General features: G+C 61.4%; 14 protein-coding genes. 2 read left to right on the top strand and 12 right to left on the bottom strand.

From position 1 onward, the window contains the following. Positions 1 to 64: 64 nt before the first annotated feature. The 4 genes from glmM to rlmE all read right to left on the bottom strand — a co-directional run bounded on the left by glmM (position 65) and on the right by rlmE (position 5,015). Positions 65 to 1,405, bottom strand: coding sequence for a phosphoglucosamine mutase (glmM, locus tag SB756_RS23390; RefSeq protein WP_341796823.1), 1,341 nt, complete (start codon positions 1,403 to 1,405; stop codon positions 65 to 67). A 16-nt stretch (positions 1,406 to 1,421) separates the two neighbouring features. Further along, entirely contained in the window at positions 1,422 to 2,273 is an 852-nt protein-coding gene (gene folP, locus SB756_RS23385) for a dihydropteroate synthase (protein WP_341796824.1), read from the bottom strand. A gap of 8 nt (positions 2,274 to 2,281) precedes the next feature. Next, positions 2,282 to 4,186 carry an ATP-dependent zinc metalloprotease FtsH gene (gene ftsH, locus SB756_RS23380; RefSeq protein WP_041167879.1) on the bottom strand — a complete coding sequence of 635 codons (1,905 nt, stop codon included), beginning with the start codon at positions 4,184 to 4,186 and terminating at the stop codon, positions 2,282 to 2,284. A gap of 202 nt (positions 4,187 to 4,388) precedes the next feature. Beyond that, entirely contained in the window at positions 4,389 to 5,015 is a 627-nt protein-coding gene (gene rlmE, locus SB756_RS23375; RefSeq protein ID WP_041167880.1) for a 23S rRNA (uridine(2552)-2'-O)-methyltransferase RlmE, read from the bottom strand. A gap of 102 nt (positions 5,016 to 5,117) precedes the next feature. Here rlmE and SB756_RS23370 point away from each other — a divergent pair, with 102 nt between their 5' ends. Beyond that, positions 5,118 to 5,426: a YhbY family RNA-binding protein gene (locus tag SB756_RS23370; protein ID WP_341796825.1), complete on the top strand. Its 309-nt coding sequence runs from the start codon at positions 5,118 to 5,120 to the stop codon at positions 5,424 to 5,426. A 12-nt stretch (positions 5,427 to 5,438) separates the two neighbouring features. On the opposite strand, the gene SB756_RS23365 is transcribed toward SB756_RS23370, so the two are convergent. The 8 genes from SB756_RS23365 to grpE form a co-directional block, all read right to left on the bottom strand. After that, on the bottom strand, positions 5,439 to 5,888 hold the full coding sequence (locus SB756_RS23365) for a hypothetical protein (RefSeq protein ID WP_012053750.1): 450 nt from the start codon (positions 5,886 to 5,888) through the stop codon (positions 5,439 to 5,441). Further along, positions 5,866 to 6,348, bottom strand: a complete 483-nt coding sequence (greA, locus tag SB756_RS23360) for a transcription elongation factor GreA (RefSeq protein WP_016501645.1) — start codon at positions 6,346 to 6,348, stop codon at positions 5,866 to 5,868. Before greA ends, SB756_RS23365 begins: the two co-directional genes overlap by 23 nt. After that, positions 6,345 to 9,566 (bottom strand): carbamoyl-phosphate synthase large subunit, encoded by a 3,222-nt coding sequence (carB, locus tag SB756_RS23355; RefSeq protein WP_016501646.1) that lies wholly within the window; start codon positions 9,564 to 9,566, stop codon positions 6,345 to 6,347. The genes greA and carB overlap by 4 nt, the downstream gene beginning before the upstream one ends. Before the next feature lie 105 nt (positions 9,567 to 9,671). Further along, positions 9,672 to 10,808, bottom strand: coding sequence for a glutamine-hydrolyzing carbamoyl-phosphate synthase small subunit (gene carA, locus SB756_RS23350; RefSeq protein ID WP_341796826.1), 1,137 nt, complete (start codon positions 10,806 to 10,808; stop codon positions 9,672 to 9,674). A 325-nt stretch (positions 10,809 to 11,133) separates the two neighbouring features. Next, on the bottom strand, positions 11,134 to 11,937 hold the full coding sequence (gene dapB / locus SB756_RS23345; protein ID WP_016501648.1) for a 4-hydroxy-tetrahydrodipicolinate reductase: 804 nt from the start codon (positions 11,935 to 11,937) through the stop codon (positions 11,134 to 11,136). Between the two features lie 13 nt (positions 11,938 to 11,950). After that, positions 11,951 to 13,075, bottom strand: a complete 1,125-nt coding sequence (gene dnaJ, locus SB756_RS23340) for a molecular chaperone DnaJ (RefSeq protein ID WP_110746145.1) — start codon at positions 13,073 to 13,075, stop codon at positions 11,951 to 11,953. A gap of 196 nt (positions 13,076 to 13,271) precedes the next feature. Continuing rightward, positions 13,272 to 15,197: a molecular chaperone DnaK gene (gene dnaK / locus SB756_RS23335; RefSeq protein WP_341796827.1), complete on the bottom strand. Its 1,926-nt coding sequence runs from the start codon at positions 15,195 to 15,197 to the stop codon at positions 13,272 to 13,274. Between the two features lie 101 nt (positions 15,198 to 15,298). Next, positions 15,299 to 15,856: a nucleotide exchange factor GrpE gene (gene grpE, locus SB756_RS23330; RefSeq protein ID WP_016489179.1), complete on the bottom strand. Its 558-nt coding sequence runs from the start codon at positions 15,854 to 15,856 to the stop codon at positions 15,299 to 15,301. A 193-nt stretch (positions 15,857 to 16,049) separates the two neighbouring features. Between grpE and recN the strand changes: the two genes are divergently transcribed. Then, on the top strand, positions 16,050 to 17,723 hold the full coding sequence (gene recN / locus SB756_RS23325) for a DNA repair protein RecN (protein ID WP_341796828.1): 1,674 nt from the start codon (positions 16,050 to 16,052) through the stop codon (positions 17,721 to 17,723). Positions 17,724 to 17,833 lie beyond the last annotated feature (110 nt).

Here is a 17,833-nt window from a genome sequence, read left to right as displayed (position 1 = left end):
CTTTACCTCGTCGGTCAAAGTGGGCGCAGATCTTACCCAACCAGATCTGCGCTGGCAAGCGCCTTCAGACACAAACTTCGCCGACCAGTCTGGCCAACGCTTCAGCGTGCGTCCGCACCTGGCTTTCGTCTTCGCCCTCGACCATGACCCGCACCAACGGCTCGGTACCGGACTTGCGCAACAGAACACGACCGCGACCAGCCAAGGCTTCGGTCACATTGGCACTGGCCTCCTTGACTGCCGGGTGCTCCAGCGGGTCGACCTTGCTCGCGCCGAAGCGCACGTTGATCAGCACCTGCGGGCACTTGCGCAGGGCCTGACGAGCCTGCGCCAGGGTTTCACCACGGCGCTTGAGCGCCATCAGCACCTGCAGCGCGGCAATGATCGCGTCACCGGTGGTGGTGTGGTTGCAGCACACGACGTGGCCAGAGTTTTCCCCCCCGACCAGCCACTCGCGCTCCAGCAGTTCGGCCATGACGTAACGGTCGCCGACCTTGGCCCGCACGAACGGGATATCCAGGTCCTTCAGCGCAAGCTCCAGGCCCAGGTTGCTCATCAACGTACCCACTACCCCGCCCTGCAGCTTGCCACGGTCGTGCAGGTCGCGGGCAATGATGAACAGCAGCTCGTCGCCGTCGACGATGGCGCCAGTGTGGTCGACCATCAACACGCGATCACCGTCACCGTCGAAGGCAATGCCGAGGTCGGCATGGCCAACCAGCACAGCGGCCTGCAGCGATTCGATGTGGGTCGAGCCGCAACCTTCGTTGATGTTCAAGCCGTCCGGCTGGGCATGCAGCACGGTCACGTCAGCACCCAGCTCGCGGAACACGCTTGGCGCAACCTTGTAGGTGGCACCGTGGGCACAGTCGACCACAAGCTTCAGGCCATCGAAACTGGTGCTGCTAGGCACGCTGCTCTTGCAGAATTCGATGTAGCGGCCAGCAGCATCGTTGATGCGAGAGACCTTGCCCAGCTTGCTCGAGTCGACAACGGTCATCGGCTGGTCGAGCAACTCTTCGATCATCAGCTCGACTTCGTCCGGCAGCTTGGTGCCCTGGCCCGAGAAAAACTTGATGCCGTTGTCTTCGTGCGGGTTGTGCGAAGCACTGATGACAATGCCCGCCTGCGCATGGAAGGTGCGAGTCAGGTAGGCGATGGCCGGTGTAGGCATTGGCCCCAGCAGCATGACGTCGGCACCTGCTGCGGCCAGACCGGCTTCGAGTGCGGACTCGAACATGTAGCCGGAGATACGCGTGTCCTTGCCCACCAGCACGCGGCAATGGCCCTGCTTACGGAAGGCCATGCCGGCCGCCCAGCCAAGCTTCAGCATGAAGTCAGGCGTGATCGGGAATTCGCCGACGCGGCCACGAATGCCGTCGGTACCAAAGTATTTTCTGCTCATAGGGACTCCAATGTTCTTATTCGGCGTTTTGTACCGCAGCGATCATGCGCACCACATCGACAGTTTCGGCCACGTCATGGACACGAAGGATGCTCGCCCCCTTGGTCATGGCCAACGCCGCCAGCGCAAGGCTGCCGTACAACCGCTCGCCGACCGGACGATCCAGCGTCAGGCCGATCATGCTCTTTCGTGAAACGCCCACCAGCAGCGGGCGCCCAAGGCGATAGAGCGCTTCCATGTGCTTGAACAGGCTAAGGTTGTGCGCCAGTGTCTTGGCGAAACCAAAGCCCGGGTCAAGGATGATTCTGTTCGCATCGATGCCCGCTGCAGCGCAGGCGGCCATCCGCTGTTCAAGATAACGCGTAACGTCGGCGGCCACATCATCGTAATGCGGGTCGTCCTGCATGTTACCCGGCTCGCCGCGCATGTGCATGAGGCACACCGGGAGCCCGGTATCCGCAGCGGCATCCAGGGCGCCATCACGCTCCAGGCCACGGACGTCATTGATCAGCCCGGCACCGAGGCGCGCCGATTCACGCATGACGGCAGGCGTCGAAGTATCGACCGAAATGACGACGTCCAGGCGGCTGTTGATAGCCTCGACCATCGGCGCCACACGCTCCAGCTCCTCGGTCACGGATACCGCCCGCGCACCGGGGCGCGTGGACTCACCACCGATGTCGATCAGCGTGGCGCCGGCGGCAGCCATCGCTTCGGCATGGCGCAGGGCCTCGTCGCGCTGACTGAAGCGCCCACCATCGGAGAAGGAATCGGGGGTGATATTGAGAATACCCATGACATGGGTACGCGACAAATCAAGAACCCGGTTGCCGCAAGGCAACCGGGTCGGGTACTGCACTGAGCTCATAGACGCCCTTAGTGTTGAGCTGCCGGACCGCCAATTGGCGATTCAGGGCGATCATCCTGGGCAGCAGGGGTGCCCGAGTGCTTGTCGTCGTCCCAGTCACGCGGTTCGCGTGGCGTACGGCCAGCCATGATGTCATCGATCTGATCGGCATCAATGGTCTCATACTTCATCAGCGCTTCGGTCATCGCTTCGAGCTTGTCGCGATTCTCGATCAGCAGCTGCTTGGCAGTGGCGTAGCACTGGTCGATGATGCTGCGTACTTCGGAGTCGATCAGCTTGGCAGTCTCGCCGGACACACTGGCGTGCTGGCTGCCCGCGCTGCGGCCGAGGAACACTTCACCCTCTTCTTCTGCGTACATCAGCGGGCCGAGTTTTTCCGACAAGCCCCACTTGGTGACCATGTTGCGAGCGATCTGGCTGGCCCGCATGATGTCGTTGGAGGCACCCGTGGTGACGCCGTCGAAGCCCAGGGTCATCTCTTCGGCGATACGGCCGCCGTACAACGAGCAGATCTGGCTAATCAGTGCACGCTTGGACAGGCTGTAGCGGTCTTCTTCCGGCAGGAACATGGTCACGCCCAGGGCGCGACCGCGCGGAATGATCGAAACCTTGTAGACCGGGTCGTGCTCAGGCACCAGGCGACCAACGATGGCATGACCCGCCTCGTGGTAGGCAGTGTTGCGCTTTTCTTTCTCGGACATGACCATGGTCTTGCGCTCGGCGCCCATCATGATCTTGTCCTTGGCCAGCTCGAACTCTTTCATTTCGACCAGGCGCTTGTTGGAACGCGCGGCAAACAGCGAAGCCTCGTTGACCAGGTTGGCCAAGTCGGCACCGGAGAAGCCAGGGGTACCACGGGCAATGACCGCCGGGTTGACGTTTTCGCCAATCGGCACCTTGCGCATGTGCACCTTGAGGATCTGTTCGCGACCGCGGATGTCTGGCAGGCCCACCACCACCTGGCGGTCGAAACGACCAGGACGCAGCAGTGCCGGGTCGAGCACGTCGGGACGGTTGGTGGCGGCGATGACGATGATGCCATCGTTCATTTCGAAGCCGTCCATCTCTACCAGCAACTGGTTGAGGGTTTGCTCACGCTCGTCGTGACCACCACCCATGCCGGCGCCACGGTGGCGACCAACGGCGTCGATCTCGTCGATGAAGATGATGCACGGGGCGTGCTTCTTGGCCTGTTCGAACATGTCGCGCACACGGCTGGCACCGACACCGACGAACATTTCCACGAAGTCCGAACCGGAAATGGTGAAGAACGGTACTTTCGCCTCGCCCGCAATGGCCTTGGCCAGCAGGGTCTTACCGGTACCGGGCGGGCCTACCATCAGCACACCGCGCGGGATACGGCCACCCAGGCGCTGGAACTTGCCCGGATCGCGCAGGAACTCGACCAGCTCGCCCACTTCTTCCTTGGCTTCGTCGCAACCTGCAACGTCGGCCAATGTGGTTTTGACCTGGTCTTCGGACAGCAGGCGCGCCTTGCTCTTGCCGAAACTCATCGGCCCGCCCTTGCCACCCGCACCGCCTTGCATCTGGCGCATGAAGAACATGAACACGGCAATGATCACCAGGATCGGGAAGCTGGCGACCAGCAACTGCGTCCAGATGCTCTGCTGTTCAGGCTGCTTGCCTTCTACAACCACGTGGTTGTCGACCAGGTCACCGATAAGGCCATTGTCGGTAATGGCCGGGCGCACGGTCTTGAAATTGTCGCCGTCGGCGCGCTTGCCGGTAATGATGTAGCCGTCGACGGTCACACGCTCGACCTTGCCATCCTTGACCTGCTGGATGAAGTCGGAATAGTTGAGGGTCTGCGGCTCGTTAGGGCTGGAGAAGTTGTTCATCACTGTCACCAGGACAGCTGCGATGATCAACCACAGGATCAGATTCTTTGCCATGTCGTTCAATTCGCTACCCTCTGAGGCCGGCGCACGACGCAGCCGTGCCTCGCATGATATTCATCGCCCTAACTTACTACATTACCTACGCAGCCGCAGGCACCGTCTGTAACCCTTTGTGAAAGCTAGACTACACGAAGTTCGGACGATCCAGACGGGAGGGCCGATTGGAAATAACTATCGACCACCCGCAGCACGCTTTTCAAACACCTTTGAAACCTTTGCCCAACAGGTACTGCTCACGGGAACGGTCCCGCGAAGAGGACGGCTTGCGCATTTGCACCTTGTCGAACTTGGTGCGCACATCCTTCAGGTACATATCGAAACCTTCGCCCTGGAAAATCTTGATCAGGAAGTCACCGCCAGGCTTCAACACGCGGGTTGCCAGATCCAGGGCCAGCTCGCAGAGGAACATGGCGCGCGGCATGTCCACTTCGGGCGTACCACTCATATTGGGGGCCATGTCTGAAATCACAAGGTCTACGTGCGAATCACCGACCGCCGCGAGGATCTGCTGCAGCACTGCATCCTCGGTGAAGTCACCCTGGATGAAGGTCACGTCGGGGATCGAGTCCATTTCCAGGATGTCGGAAGCGATCAACCGGCCCTGACCACCAATCAGACGACTGGTCACCTGCGACCAGCCGCCAGGGGCCGCGCCAAGGTCGATTACACTCATGCCAGGACGGATCAGGCGGTCCTTTTCCTGGATCTCCAGCAGTTTGTAGCTCGCACGCGAGCGGTAGCCATCCTTCTGCGCCTGCTTCACAAAAGGGTCGTTAAAATGCTCTCGCAGCCAGTTTGCGCTGCTTTTGGAACGTTGTACCACGGGGCACCTCGATGATATGCGTCGTGATTGACTGGGCGGAGCCGGTGGCCCTCGGGTAAAATGCCGGTCAATTTTACAGAATCAGACGGAAAGGGTCAGATTATGCCGCTCAATAACGAGCAGAAGAAGCAATACAAGTCCATTGGTCATGACCTGAAGCCGGTCCTGATCGTTGCCGGGAACGGTCTGAATGAAGGCGTAATCGGCGAGCTGGAGCGCGCACTGGTCGACCATGAGCTGATCAAGGTCGAAATTCGCTCGGAAGACCGCGAAGAGCGTGCTGCCACCATTGCCGAGCTGTGCAAGGCCGGCCGTGCCGAGCTGGTGCAGACCATCGGCAAGAAAGCGCTGATCTACCGCAAGAACCCACAGCCGAACAAGCAGCTGTCCAATATCCACCGCTTCAAGTAACGGTGGCTCCGGTCAGTGGCGCGGCGAACGCGCCCTGACCGGTACCGGCTGGGCCACCAGCACGATGCCGGAAAAGCCCAGCACCAGGAAGCAGAACATCTGCCAGCGCTCGCCCACGGAAATACCGTAGCGCAAGGTGTAATACCCCACGCAGGCACCGAAGCCGAGCAACAGCATCTGGCCACGGAACTGCCGCCACCAGGCCGCCAGGCCGTCCACCCTTGCCAGCACTGCCAGCTGGGTCAACAAGCCAAGCAACGCCACGCCGATCAACCAGCGGTCGATCTGCCCGGCGATGTCCTGCACAAGCAGCGGCGCCAGACCACTGACCTTGAGCGCAGGCACCAGCCCTACATGGAACACCCACAGGCCACCAACCCAGAAAACCTGGGCCAGTTGCCAGAGGATCCCCTCAAGGGATGGCGCCCGCAGGCGCCGGTCAGATGTGCTGGACTTCGACAATCTCGTACTCGACCGTGCCGCTTGGCGTCTTGATGACGACGATGTCGCCTTCTTCCTTGCCGATAATGGCACGGGCAATCGGCGCGCTTGCCGAAAGCTTGCCGAGCTTGATGTTGGCTTCGTCCTCGCCAACGATCTGGTACTTCACCCGCTCGTCGGTTTCGGTGTTGGCCAGCTCTACGGTGGTGCCGAAGATGACCTTGCCGGTATGGGCAATGGTGGTCACGTCGATCACGACCGAGTTCTGCAGACGGCCTTCGATATCGCGGATACGCGCCTCGACCATGCCCTGCTCTTCGCGGGCGGCATGGTATTCGGCGTTCTCCTTGAGGTCGCCCAGTTCGCGCGCTTCACCGATCGCCTGGCTCAAACGCGGGCGCTCTGTCTTGCTCAGGAACAGGTGCTCCTCTTCCAGGGCGCGAGCGCCCTGGACGGTCATCGGGTACTTGGTAATGCTCATGCTTTCAGTCCTGCATGCAGATCTTGCAGGCGACGAACGGTCTTTTCAGGACCAAATTTCAGCGCCTCGCAGATGGCTTCACCGGCCGCAATGGTGGTGGTGCAGTAAATCTTGTGCTGCAGCGCATTGCGACGAATCGAGTAGGAATCGGCAATCGACTGACGGCCCTCGGTGGTGTTGATGATCAGCGACACTTCGTCGTTCTTGATCATGTCGACCACGTGCGGGCGACCTTCGGTCACCTTGTTCACACGGCGCACTTTCAGGCCAGCCGCCTCGATAACCTTGGCGGTGCCAGCAGTTGCAACCACTTCGAAGCCCAGGGCGATCAGGTCGCGGGCAACGCCAGCCACTTGTGGCTTGTCGTCGTCACGCACGCTGATGAACGCGGTACCACCGGTCGGCAGCACTTCGCTGGCACCCATCTGGGCTTTGGCGAACGCTTCACCGAAGGTGTCACCGACACCCATGACTTCACCGGTCGATTTCATCTCAGGGCCAAGGATCGGGTCAACCCCCGGGAACTTGGCGAACGGGAAGACGGCTTCCTTGACGCTATAGAAGTTCGGGATGATTTCCTGGGTGAAGCCCAGCTCTTTCAGGGTTTTGCCGGCCATCACGCGGGCGGCGATCATGGCCAGGGAAGTGCCGATGCACTTGGACACGAACGGCACGGTACGCGAGGCGCGCGGGTTGACTTCGATCACGTAGATCTTGTCGCCTTGCAGGGCCAGCTGCACGTTCATCAGGCCGACAACGCCCAGCTCCAGGGCCATTTTGGTGACCTGTACGCGGACTTCGTCCTGCACTTCCTTGCTCAGCGAGTAAGGTGGCAGCGAGCACGCCGAGTCACCGGAGTGAACGCCGGCCTGTTCGATGTGCTGCATGATGGCGCCGATCACAACGTCAGTGCCATCGCACACCGCATCCACGTCCATCTCGATGGCGCAGTTGAGGAAGTGGTCGAGCAGTACCGGGCTGTCGTTCGACACTTGTACCGCTTCACGCAGGTAGCGTTTGAGCTCGTCCAGTTCGTAGACGATTTCCATGGCGCGGCCCCCCAGTACGTACGACGGGCGCACCACCAGCGGGTAGCCGATGCCGCCAGCAGCGCGGATGGCTTCTTCTTCGCTGCGCACGGTGGCGTTTGGCGGCTGCAGCAGGTTCAGGCGCTGAACCATCTGCTGGAAGCGCTCACGATCTTCGGCGCGGTCGATGGCATCCGGGCTGGTACCGATGATCGGTACGCCGGCTTCTTCCAGGGCACGGGCCAGTTTCAGCGGGGTCTGGCCGCCGTAATGGACGATCACGCCTTTCGGCTTCTCGACGCGGCACACTTCCAAGACGTCTTCCAGCGTCAGCGGCTCGAAGTACAGGCGGTCGGAGGTGTCGTAGTCGGTGGAAACGGTTTCCGGGTTGCAGTTGACCATGATGGTCTCGTAACCGTCTTCACGCAGCGCCAAGGCGGCGTGTACGCAGCAATAGTCGAACTCGATACCTTGGCCGATACGGTTCGGCCCGCCACCCAGGATCATGATCTTGTCGCGGGTCGACGGGTTCGCCTCGCACTCTTCCTCGTAGGTGGAGTACAGGTAGGCGGTGTCGGTGGCGAACTCGGCGGCGCAGGTGTCGACGCGCTTATATACCGGGAACACTTCGAGCTTGTGGCGGTGACGGCGCAGATTCTTGTCGGTGATACCCAGCAGCACGGCCAGGCGCTGGTCCGAGAAACCTTTGCGCTTGAGGCGCAGCATCAGGCTCTTGTCGATGGACGACAGGGCCAAGGTCTTGACCTTCTCTTCTTCCTTGATCAGATCTTCCATCTGCACCAGGAACCACATGTCGATGCCGGTGAGTGCAAAGATTTCTTCGCAGGTCATGCCCGAACGCATGGCGTCAGCGACGTACCAGATACGCTCGGCGCCCGGCACGGTCAGCTCGCGCTTGAGGATGCCGGCAGCTTCAGGGCTGGCCAGGTCCACTTTCGGGTCCAGACCGCAGGCACCGACTTCCAGGCCGCGCAGGGCTTTCTGCAGGGATTCCTGGAAGGTACGGCCGATGGCCATGACTTCACCCACGGATTTCATCTGGGTGGTCAGGCGGGCGTCGGCTTTCGGGAATTTCTCGAAGGCGAAGCGCGGCAGCTTGGTGACGACGTAGTCGATCGACGGCTCGAAGGAAGCCGGGGTGCGGCCGCCGGTGATGTCGTTCTGCAGCTCGTCGAGGGTGTAGCCAATGGCCAGCTTGGCGGCGATCTTGGCGATCGGGAAGCCGGTGGCCTTGGAAGCCAGGGCGGACGAACGCGATACGCGCGGGTTCATCTCGATGACGACCATACGGCCGGTGTCCGGGCAGATACCGAACTGCACGTTGGAACCGCCGGTTTCAACACCGATTTCACGCAGCACCGCCAGCGAGGCGTTGCGCATGATCTGGTATTCCTTGTCGGTCAGGGTCTGCGCGGGAGCAACGGTGATCGAGTCACCGGTGTGCACGCCCATGGGGTCGAAGTTTTCGATCGAGCAGACGATGATGCAGTTGTCCTTTTTGTCGCGGACCACTTCCATCTCGTACTCTTTCCAGCCGATCAGCGATTCGTCGATCAGCAGCTCTTTGGTCGGCGACAGGTCCAGACCACGGGTGCAGATTTCTTCGAATTCTTCACGGTTGTAAGCGATACCACCGCCGGTGCCACCCATGGTGAACGACGGGCGGATGATGCACGGGAAGCCGAGCTTTTCGAGGACCGCATTGGCCTCTTCCATGCTGTGGGCGATACCCGAGCGCGGGCATTCCAGGCCGATATCCTTCATGGCCTTGTCGAAGCGCGAGCGGTCTTCAGCCTTGTCGATGGTGTCGGCGTTGGCACCGATCATCTCTACGCCGAACTTCTCCAGAACGCCGTGGCGCTCCAGGTCCAGGGCGCAGTTCAGTGCGGTCTGGCCACCCATGGTCGGCAAAACGGCGTCCGGGCGCTCTTTCTCGATGATCTTGGCCACCGACTGCCACTTGATCGGCTCGATGTAGGTGGCATCGGCCATGGCCGGGTCGGTCATGATGGTGGCTGGGTTGGAGTTCACCAGGATGACGCGGAAACCTTCCTCGCGCAGGGCCTTGCAGGCCTGGGCGCCGGAGTAGTCGAATTCACAGGCCTGGCCGATCACGATCGGGCCGGCACCGAGAATCAGGATGCTTTTGATGTCTGTACGTTTTGGCATGGTGGTCACTCAAATCCGGGGTCAGTCGGCAAGCCGCTTAGAACAATCTGGGTCAGGCGCTTCCGGGCGCGGCGCGAGCCGGCCCGGGGCCTTGAAGCAGGATGCTCAGCGGCGCTTGGCCATGGCATCGGTGAAACGATCGAACAGTGGCGCGACGTCGGTCGGGCCAGGGCTCGCTTCAGGGTGGCCCTGGAAGCTGAACGCGCTCTTGTCGGTGCGCTCGATACCCTGCAGGGTGCCGTCGAACAGCGACTTGTGGATGGCGCGAACGTTGCCCGGCAGGGTAGTTTCATCAACAGCAAAACCGTGGTTCTGGCTGGTGATCATGACCACACCGCTGTCCAGGTCCTGGACCGGGTGGTTGGCACCGTGGTGACCGTGGCCCATTTTCACGGTCTTGGCGCCGGAGGCCAGGGCCAGCAGCTGGTGGCCGAGGCAGATGCCGAATACCGGAATCTCGGTTTCAAGAATTTCCTTGATCGCCTGGATGGCGTAGTCGCACGGCTCAGGGTCACCAGGGCCGTTGGACAGGAACACGCCGTCCGGGTTGAGTGCCAGCACTTCGCTGGCCGGGGTCTGGGCCGGCACCACGGTCACGCGGCAGCCACGGGCAACCAGCATGCGCAGGATGTTCAGCTTGACGCCGTAGTCGAAGGCGACCACGTGGTAAGGCAGGTCGGCAGCTTCGATGGTCGGGTGGCTGTCGGTTTTCAGCTCCCACACGCTGGAGCGCCACTCGTAGCGCTCTTTGGTGGAAACGACCTTGGCCAGGTCCATGCCCTTCAGGCCCGGGAAACCACGGGCAGCGGCGATGGCGGCTTCTTCGCTGATGTTGTCACCGGCGAGGATGCAACCGTTCTGGGCACCCTTTTCACGCAGGATACGGGTCAGGCGACGGGTGTCGATGCCAGCGATGGCAACGACGTTGTTGGCCTTGAGGTATTCAGGCAGCGACTGGGTGTTACGCCAGTTGCTGGCCAGCAGCGGCAGGTCACGGATGACCAGGCCAGCGGACCAGACGCGGTTCGACTCGGCATCTTCCGGCGTAGTACCGGTGTTACCGATGTGCGGGTAGGTCAGGGTAACGATTTGCTGCGCATAGGAAGGGTCTGTAAGGATTTCCTGGTAGCCGGTCATAGCGGTGTTGAATACCACCTCACCAACGGTCTGACCGTCGGCACCAATGGCTTCACCGCGAAAAATACTGCCGTCGGCAAGGGCGAGTATGGCTGGCTTTGTCAAGAAGACCTCCCGTAAATCAAGCATGAAAGGGCGATCGCAGGTTGCAAAAAAGCGGAGTGACGTATGGACACGTCACCCCGCTTTCATGTGCTGAATTCAATTCGCTGCGCGCTTTTAGTGGACACACTAAAGCTGTAGCTTACAGAAAAGTGCGTTTTCGGTCTACCGCATATGTGTCTCTAAAACACATCAATGCGACAGACTGACATCGGCGGTGGCTTCTTCGCGGGCTCGCCCGCTCCCACAGAACCACCAGGCGCCAAGACCGGCGCAATACCTGTGGGAGCGGGCAAGCCCGCGAAGAAGCCAACACCACTCGAACGGCTCAGCGCAGCTCGAGCACATCCTGCATGTCGTAAAGGCCAGGCTCGCGCCCATCCAGCCACAGCGCCGCACGCACGGCGCCCTTGGCGAAGGTCATGCGGCTGGAGGCCTTGTGAGTGATTTCCAGACGCTCGCCTTCGGCAGCGAACAATACAGTGTGATCACCCACCACATCACCGGCACGCACAGTCGCGAAACCAATGGTCTTGCGATCACGCGCACCGGTCTGCCCTTCGCGGCCATACACGGCCACTTCCTGCAGGTCCCGGCCCAGCGCATTGGCAACCACTTCACCCATGCGCAGCGCAGTACCCGACGGCGCATCGACCTTGTGCCGGTGGTGCGCCTCGATGATCTCGATATCAACATCATCACCCAGCACCCGCGCCGCCATATCCAGCAGCTTGAGGCTGAGGTTGACGCCGACACTGAAGTTGGCGGCAAACACGATTGGAATGTCCTTGCCCGCCTCGGCCAGCAGCTGCTTCTCTTCAACAGAGAAGCCCGTAGTACCGATGATCATCGCCTTGCCGTGCTTGCGGCAGAACGCCAGGTTCTTGAGGGTGACCGAAGGGTGCGTGAAATCGATCAGCACGTCGAACTCGTCGGCAACCTTGGCCAGGTCATCGGACAGCAGCACACCGATCCGGCCGAGGGCCGCCAATTCACCGGCGTCCGCCCCGACCAGCGAGCTGTCAGGGCGATCGATCGCTGCCGTCAGGCCGGCACCCGGGGTTTGCTGCACAGCCTCGATCAGGGTCTTGCCCATCCGCCCTGCCGCGCCCATCACTGCAATACGTCGCATAGCCTTTTCCTTGTCAGAGATCGCCGAAGAAGCGCTTCACGCCATCGAACCAGCCACTGGCCTTGGGCGAGTGGGAACTGTCGCCTTCCAGCGAGTCCCGCAGCTCTTCGAGCAGCTCGCGCTGACGGCGGCTGAGGTTGACCGGGGTTTCCACCGCCACACGGCACAGCAGGTCACCCGCACCACCACCGCGCACCGGCGCCACACCCTTGCCACGCAGGCGGAACTGCTTGCCCGTCTGGGTGCCTTCCGGAATTTTCAGCTTCACGCGACCATCAAGGGTCGGCACTTCCAGCTCACCACCCAGGGCGGCATCGGTGTAGCTGATGGGCACTTCGCAGTACAGGTGCTTGCCGTCGCGCTGGAAGATCTCGTGCTCACGCACACTGATCACCACGTACAGGTCGCCAGTCGGGCCACCATGGGTACCGGCCTCGCCCTCGCCCGAGAGGCGGATGCGGTCGCCGGTATCGACACCTGCCGGCACCTTGACCGACAACGTCTTGTATTCTTCGACACGGCCTTCGCCGTGGCACGAGGTGCACGGGTCGGTAATGATCTTGCCCTGGCCATGGCAGCGCGGGCAGGTTTGCTGCACCGAGAAGAAGCCTTGCTGCATGCGCACCTGACCGATGCCGCCGCACGTCGGGCAGGTCGACGGGGTCGAACCCTTCTTGGCACCGGAACCGTCGCAAGGCTGGCAATTGACCAGGGTAGGAACGCGGATGCTGACCGTGGTGCCACGCACCGCTTCTTCCAGGTTCAGCTCCAGGGTGTAGCGCAGGTCACTGCCGCGCTGGGCACCGCCACGTCCGCCACCGCGGCCGCCACCGAAGAAGTCGCTGAATACATCGCCGAAGATGTCGGAGAAGTTGGCGCCACCGAAGCCGGCACCACCACCGCCCATGCTCGGGTCGACACCCGCATGGCCGTACTGGTCGAACGCCGCGCGCTTGCTGGCATCAGACAGCACTTCGTAGGCCTCGTTGGCCTCCTTGAACATGTCTTCCGACTCTTTGTCACCCGGGTTGCGGTCCGGGTGGTATTTCATCGCCAGGCGGCGATAGGCCTTTTTGAGGTCAGACTCGCTGGCGCCGCGCTCGACACCCAGTACCTCATAATAATCACGCTTGGACATAGGTCATTTGCACCTTGTTGGGCGTCTGGCATCTGCGCCGCGCCATCAGCACCTGCCTGCGCCACCAAAGTTGGCTGACAGATGCTGTAAAAATTCTCGAATTCCAGATACGCCAACGCGGGAGCAAGCCCCCGCGCGGCGACATCCTACCAGCTCACCGCCAAACGGCGGTGGGCTGGCCGACAACATGCAGGGATTACTGCTTGTTGTTGTCTTTCACTTCTTCGAACTCGGCGTCAACCACGTCATCGTGCTTGGCTTCCGGCTCGGCCTGCTGCGCGCCACCCTGAGGCTGTTCGGCCGACTGCTCGGCGTACATCTTCTGGGCAACCGGGGCAGAGACCTTGGACAGCTCCTCGACCTTGGCATCGATTGCAGCCTTGTCATCGCCTTTGACAGCGGTTTCCAGGGCAACAACGGCAGCCTCGATGGCAGTTTTCTCTTCAGCGGTGACCTTGTCACCCGCGTCAGCAACCATCTTGCGGGTCGAGTGAACCAGCGCATCACCCTGGTTACGGGCAGCGGCCAGCTCTTCGAACTTGCGGTCTTCCTCGGCGTTAGCCTCGGCGTCACGCACCATGCGCTCGATCTCTTCGTCCGACAGGCCGGAGTTGGCCTTGATCACGATCGACTGAGTCTTGCCGGTAGCCTTGTCTTTCGCGCCTACGTGCAGGATGCCGTTGGCGTCGATGTCGAAGGTGACTTCGATCTGTGGAACGCCACGTGGTGCTGGCGGAATGTCAGCCAGGTCGAACTTGCCCAGCGACTTGTTCTGCGCAGCCTGCTTGCGCTCACCCTGCAGTACGTGGATGGTCACGGCGCCCTGGTTGTCATCGGCAGTCGAGAACACCTGCGACTTCTTGGTCGGGATGGTGGTGTTCTTCTCGATCAGCGCGGTCATCACGCCGCCCATGGTTTCGATACCCAGGGTCAGCGGGCTGACGTCCAGCAGCAGTACGTCTTTCACGTCACCGGCCAGTACAGCGCCCTGGATGGCAGCGCCCATGGCAACTGCTTCGTCCGGGTTGACGTCCTTGCGTGCTTCTTTACCGAAGAAGTCGGCAACTTCTTTCTGCACCAGCGGCATACGGGTCTGACCGCCGACCAGGATCACGTCGTCGATCTTGCTGGCGTCGATGCCGGCGTCTTTCAGGGCGATGCGGCAAGGCTCGATGGTACGCTTGACCAGGTCTTCGACCAGCGACTCCAGCTTGGCGCGGGAGATCTTCACGTTCAGGTGCTTAGGACCGGTGGCATCTGCAGTGATGTACGGCAGGTTGACGTCGGTCGACTGAGCGGAAGACAGCTCGATCTTGGCTTTTTCTGCGGCTTCTTTCAGGCGCTGCAGGGCCAGAGGATCGTTCTTCAGGTCCATGCCCGACTCTTTCTTGAACTCGTCGACGAGGTAGTCGATCAGGCGCATGTCGAAGTCTTCGCCACCCAGGAAGGTGTCGCCGTTGGTAGCCAGTACTTCGAACTGGTGCTCACCGTCGACTTCGGCGATTTCGATGACCGAAACGTCGAAGGTACCACCACCCAGGTCATAAACGATGACAGTGTGGTCGCCCTTGGCCTTGTCCATGCCATAAGCCAGTGCAGCGGCGGTCGGCTCGTTGATGATGCGTTTTACGTCCAGGCCAGCGATGCGGCCGGCGTCTTTGGTGGCCTGACGCTGGCTGTCGTTGAAGTAGGCCGGAACGGTGATGACCGCTTCGGTGACTGGCTCGCCGAGGTAGTCTTCGGCAGTCTTTTTCATTTTCTTCAGGACTTCGGCGCTGATTTGCGGCGGAGCCATTTCCTTGCCAGCAGCCTCGACCCAGGCGTCACCGTTGTTCGCCTTGACGATCTTGTACGGCACCAGCTTGATGTCTTTTTGCACAACGTCTTCTTCGAAGCGGCGGCCAATCAGGCGCTTCACTGCGAACAGGGTGTTGTGCGGATTGGTCACAGCCTGGCGCTTGGCCGACTGACCCACCAGGATTTCGCCATCGTTGGCGTAGGCCACGATCGAAGGGGTGGTACGCGCACCTTCGGCGTTTTCGATGACTTTGACGTTACCGTTTTCCAGAATGGAGACGCACGAGTTGGTGGTCCCCAGGTCGATACCGATGATTTTACCCATGTTAACTCTCCCGAAACTTGAATTTGGTAGCAGCGACTACTTTGGCCAACTGCGGTAATACTTGAAGGCTTGACACCTAGATGGGGTTGCCCGGAAGGATTTCAAGCCTTTTCATTGATCGAGGGTTGCGCCGCGCTCGGCGCCTTGCTGACCACCACCATGGCGGGGCGCAGCAGGCGGCCGTTCAGCAGGTAACCCTTCTGGAACACATTCAGCACGCTGTTTGGCTCGACTTCGCCGTTTTCCTGCATGGCCATGGCCTGGTGGTGCTCAGGGTTGAACGGCTGGCCGTGCGGGTCGACTGCTTCGAGGTTGTAGCGCTTGAGGGTGTCCTGGAACATTTTCAGGGTCAGCTCGACGCCTTCGCGGATCTGCTTGACGTGCTCATCCTCGGCGCTGGAGTGGGCCAGGGCCAGTTCCAGGCTGTCGATGACCGGCAGCAGGTCGCTGGAGAACTTCTCCAGGGCGAACTTGTGGGCTTTCTCCACATCCTGCTCGGCACGACGGCGCACGTTCTGCACGTCGGCAACGGCGCGCAGCGCCTGGTCCTTGGCTGCGGCCAGCTGTTCCTCGAGCTCCAGAACACGGGTGTCAGCTGCAGTGCCTGCACCGGTTTCTTCCACGTTAAGGTCTTTCTCGTTCAGCTGTTCATCAGCCATGGGGTCTCTCCTGCGCAATTTTGTGGACTGCGAGCCAGGCTCGCCTGTGATGTCGGCTATATGGGGCCGGAAAAACCAGCTTCAAGGGGCAAGGTGGTTTTCCGGGTTGCAACAGAATCTGGCAGGGGGCATTGGCAGGCCTGAAAAAAGTACTGTATAAATAACCAGACCTGACTTTCGGGAGCCGCCCCTCATGCTGGTGCACCTGTCCATTCACAACTACGCCATCGTCGAGCACCTCGACCTCGAAATTGCCCGCGGCATGTCCGTCATCACGGGCGAGACCGGTGCCGGCAAATCGATCATGCTCGACGCCCTCGGCCTGGCCCTTGGCGACCGTGCCGACAGTGGCGTGGTGCGCCCTGGCACCGACAAGGCAGACATCCTCGCCACCTTCGACCTGGTAGACATCCCGGAAGCCCATGCCTGGCTGGCCGAACGCGACCTGGACAACGACGGGCTATGCATCCTGCGCCGGGTAATCACCGCCGAAGGGCGCAGCCGCGGCTACATCAACGGCACGCCGTGCCCGCTGGGCGACCTCAAGGCGCTGGGCGAGCTGCTTATCGATATCCACAGCCAGCACGAGCACCAGTCGCTGCTGAAAACCGACACCCACCGCCGCCTGCTCGACGAGTACGCCGGCGCCGTCGACCTGGCCCGCCAGGTGCATCTGGCGGCCAAGCGCTGGAACCAGACCCGCCTGGAGCTGGAGCGGCTGTCCAATTCAGGTGACGAGCAGCGCGCCCGTCATCAGTTGCTAAGCTACCAGCTGGAAGAACTGGACAACCTCGGCCTGGGCGAGCACGAACTGGAGCAACTGGAGCAGGAGCACAAGAACCTGACCAGCGCCGAAGCGCTGTTCGGCATTTGTCGCCAAGTGATCGACCAGTGCAGTGAAAGCGATTCGGGCAACGTGCTCAGCGCCCTCACCTCCAGCCTCAACCGGCTGGGCGCTGCCACCCACTCACCCAAGGCCCTGGGCGAGGCCGCCAACCTGATCGCCAGCGCACAGATCCAGATAGAAGAAGCCGTGGGCGAGCTCAACCGTTTCCTCGACAACTTCGACGCCGACCCGATGCGCCTGCAGGCTTTGGAAGAACGTCTCGACACCATCTATACACTCGCGCGCAAACACCGCGTGCACCCCACTGAACTGCCGCACCTGCAGCAACAACTGATGGAAGAAATCGAAGGCCTGAACGCCAGTGACGAGTCGATCGAGCGGCTGGGCGAGGAACTGGCGGCTTTCGCACAGCATTACAAAGAGCGGGCCCGTGAACTCAGCGCCCTGCGCCAGCAAGCCGCCCAGCAACTGGCGGGCGCCGTAGAGCAGGAAATCCAGCGCCTGGGCATGCCCGGCGGGCGTTTCCGCATCGAGCTGACGCCCACCGAGGGCGCAGACCTGTCACCGCATGGTCTGGAGCAGATCGAACTGCTGGTCAGCGCCAACCCCGGCCAACCGCTCAAGGGCCTGGCCAAGGTAGCTTCGGGTGGCGAACTGTCGCGTATCAGCCTGGCGATCCAGGTGATTACCGCACAGACATCGCGCATTCCTACCCTGGTATTCGACGAAGTCGACGTGGGTATCGGCGGCCCTACTGCCGAAATTGTCGGCCAGTTGTTGCGCCGCCTGGGAGAGCGCGGCCAGGTGCTGACCGTGACTCACCTGCCACAGGTAGCCGCGCAAGGGCATCACCACCTGTTTGTGCACAAAGTGCGCAACAGCGACACCACCCACACCGCCGTGGCCAGCCTGGGCAAGCGTGAGCGGGTAGAAGAAGTGGCGCGGATGCTGGGCGGCATTGACCTGACCAAGGAATCCCTGGCGCATGCGCGCAAGATGGTGGTTTCTGGCAAGGCTTGATGCTACCGGTACTGACCCTATCGCCGGCAAGCCAGCTCCCACAGGGTGATCACAGGACCTGGGATATGGGGTGTACCTGCGGGAGCTGGCTTGCCGGCGATAGGGCCAGT

This window comes from Pseudomonas sp. SIMBA_068, assembly GCF_046534705.1.
GTDB classification, from domain to species: Bacteria; Pseudomonadota; Gammaproteobacteria; order Pseudomonadales; family Pseudomonadaceae; genus Aquipseudomonas; species Aquipseudomonas putida.
Note: the sequence above shows the minus strand (reverse complement) of the source record. Positions and strands in the feature narration are given on the sequence as shown.

Excerpts from the sequence above, each read along its gene's own strand:
- glmM (WP_341796823.1), bottom strand. The coding sequence starts at position 1,405 with ATGAGCAGAAAATACTTTGGTACCGACGGCATTCGTGGCCGCGTCGGC.
- folP (WP_341796824.1), bottom strand. The coding sequence starts at position 2,273 with ATGAGCTCAGTGCAGTACCCGACCCGGTTGCCTTGCGGCAACCGGGTT.
- ftsH (WP_041167879.1), bottom strand. The coding sequence starts at position 4,186 with ATGGCAAAGAATCTGATCCTGTGGTTGATCATCGCAGCTGTCCTGGTG.
- SB756_RS23370 (WP_341796825.1), top strand. The coding sequence starts at position 5,118 with ATGCCGCTCAATAACGAGCAGAAGAAGCAATACAAGTCCATTGGTCAT.
- greA (WP_016501645.1), bottom strand. The coding sequence starts at position 6,348 with ATGAGCATTACCAAGTACCCGATGACCGTCCAGGGCGCTCGCGCCCTG.
- carB (WP_016501646.1), bottom strand. The coding sequence starts at position 9,566 with ATGCCAAAACGTACAGACATCAAAAGCATCCTGATTCTCGGTGCCGGC.
- dapB (WP_016501648.1), bottom strand. The coding sequence starts at position 11,937 with ATGCGACGTATTGCAGTGATGGGCGCGGCAGGGCGGATGGGCAAGACC.
- dnaJ (WP_110746145.1), bottom strand. The coding sequence starts at position 13,075 with ATGTCCAAGCGTGATTATTATGAGGTACTGGGTGTCGAGCGCGGCGCC.
- dnaK (WP_341796827.1), bottom strand. The coding sequence starts at position 15,197 with ATGGGTAAAATCATCGGTATCGACCTGGGGACCACCAACTCGTGCGTC.
- grpE (WP_016489179.1), bottom strand. The coding sequence starts at position 15,856 with ATGGCTGATGAACAGCTGAACGAGAAAGACCTTAACGTGGAAGAAACC.
- recN (WP_341796828.1), top strand. The coding sequence starts at position 16,050 with ATGCTGGTGCACCTGTCCATTCACAACTACGCCATCGTCGAGCACCTC.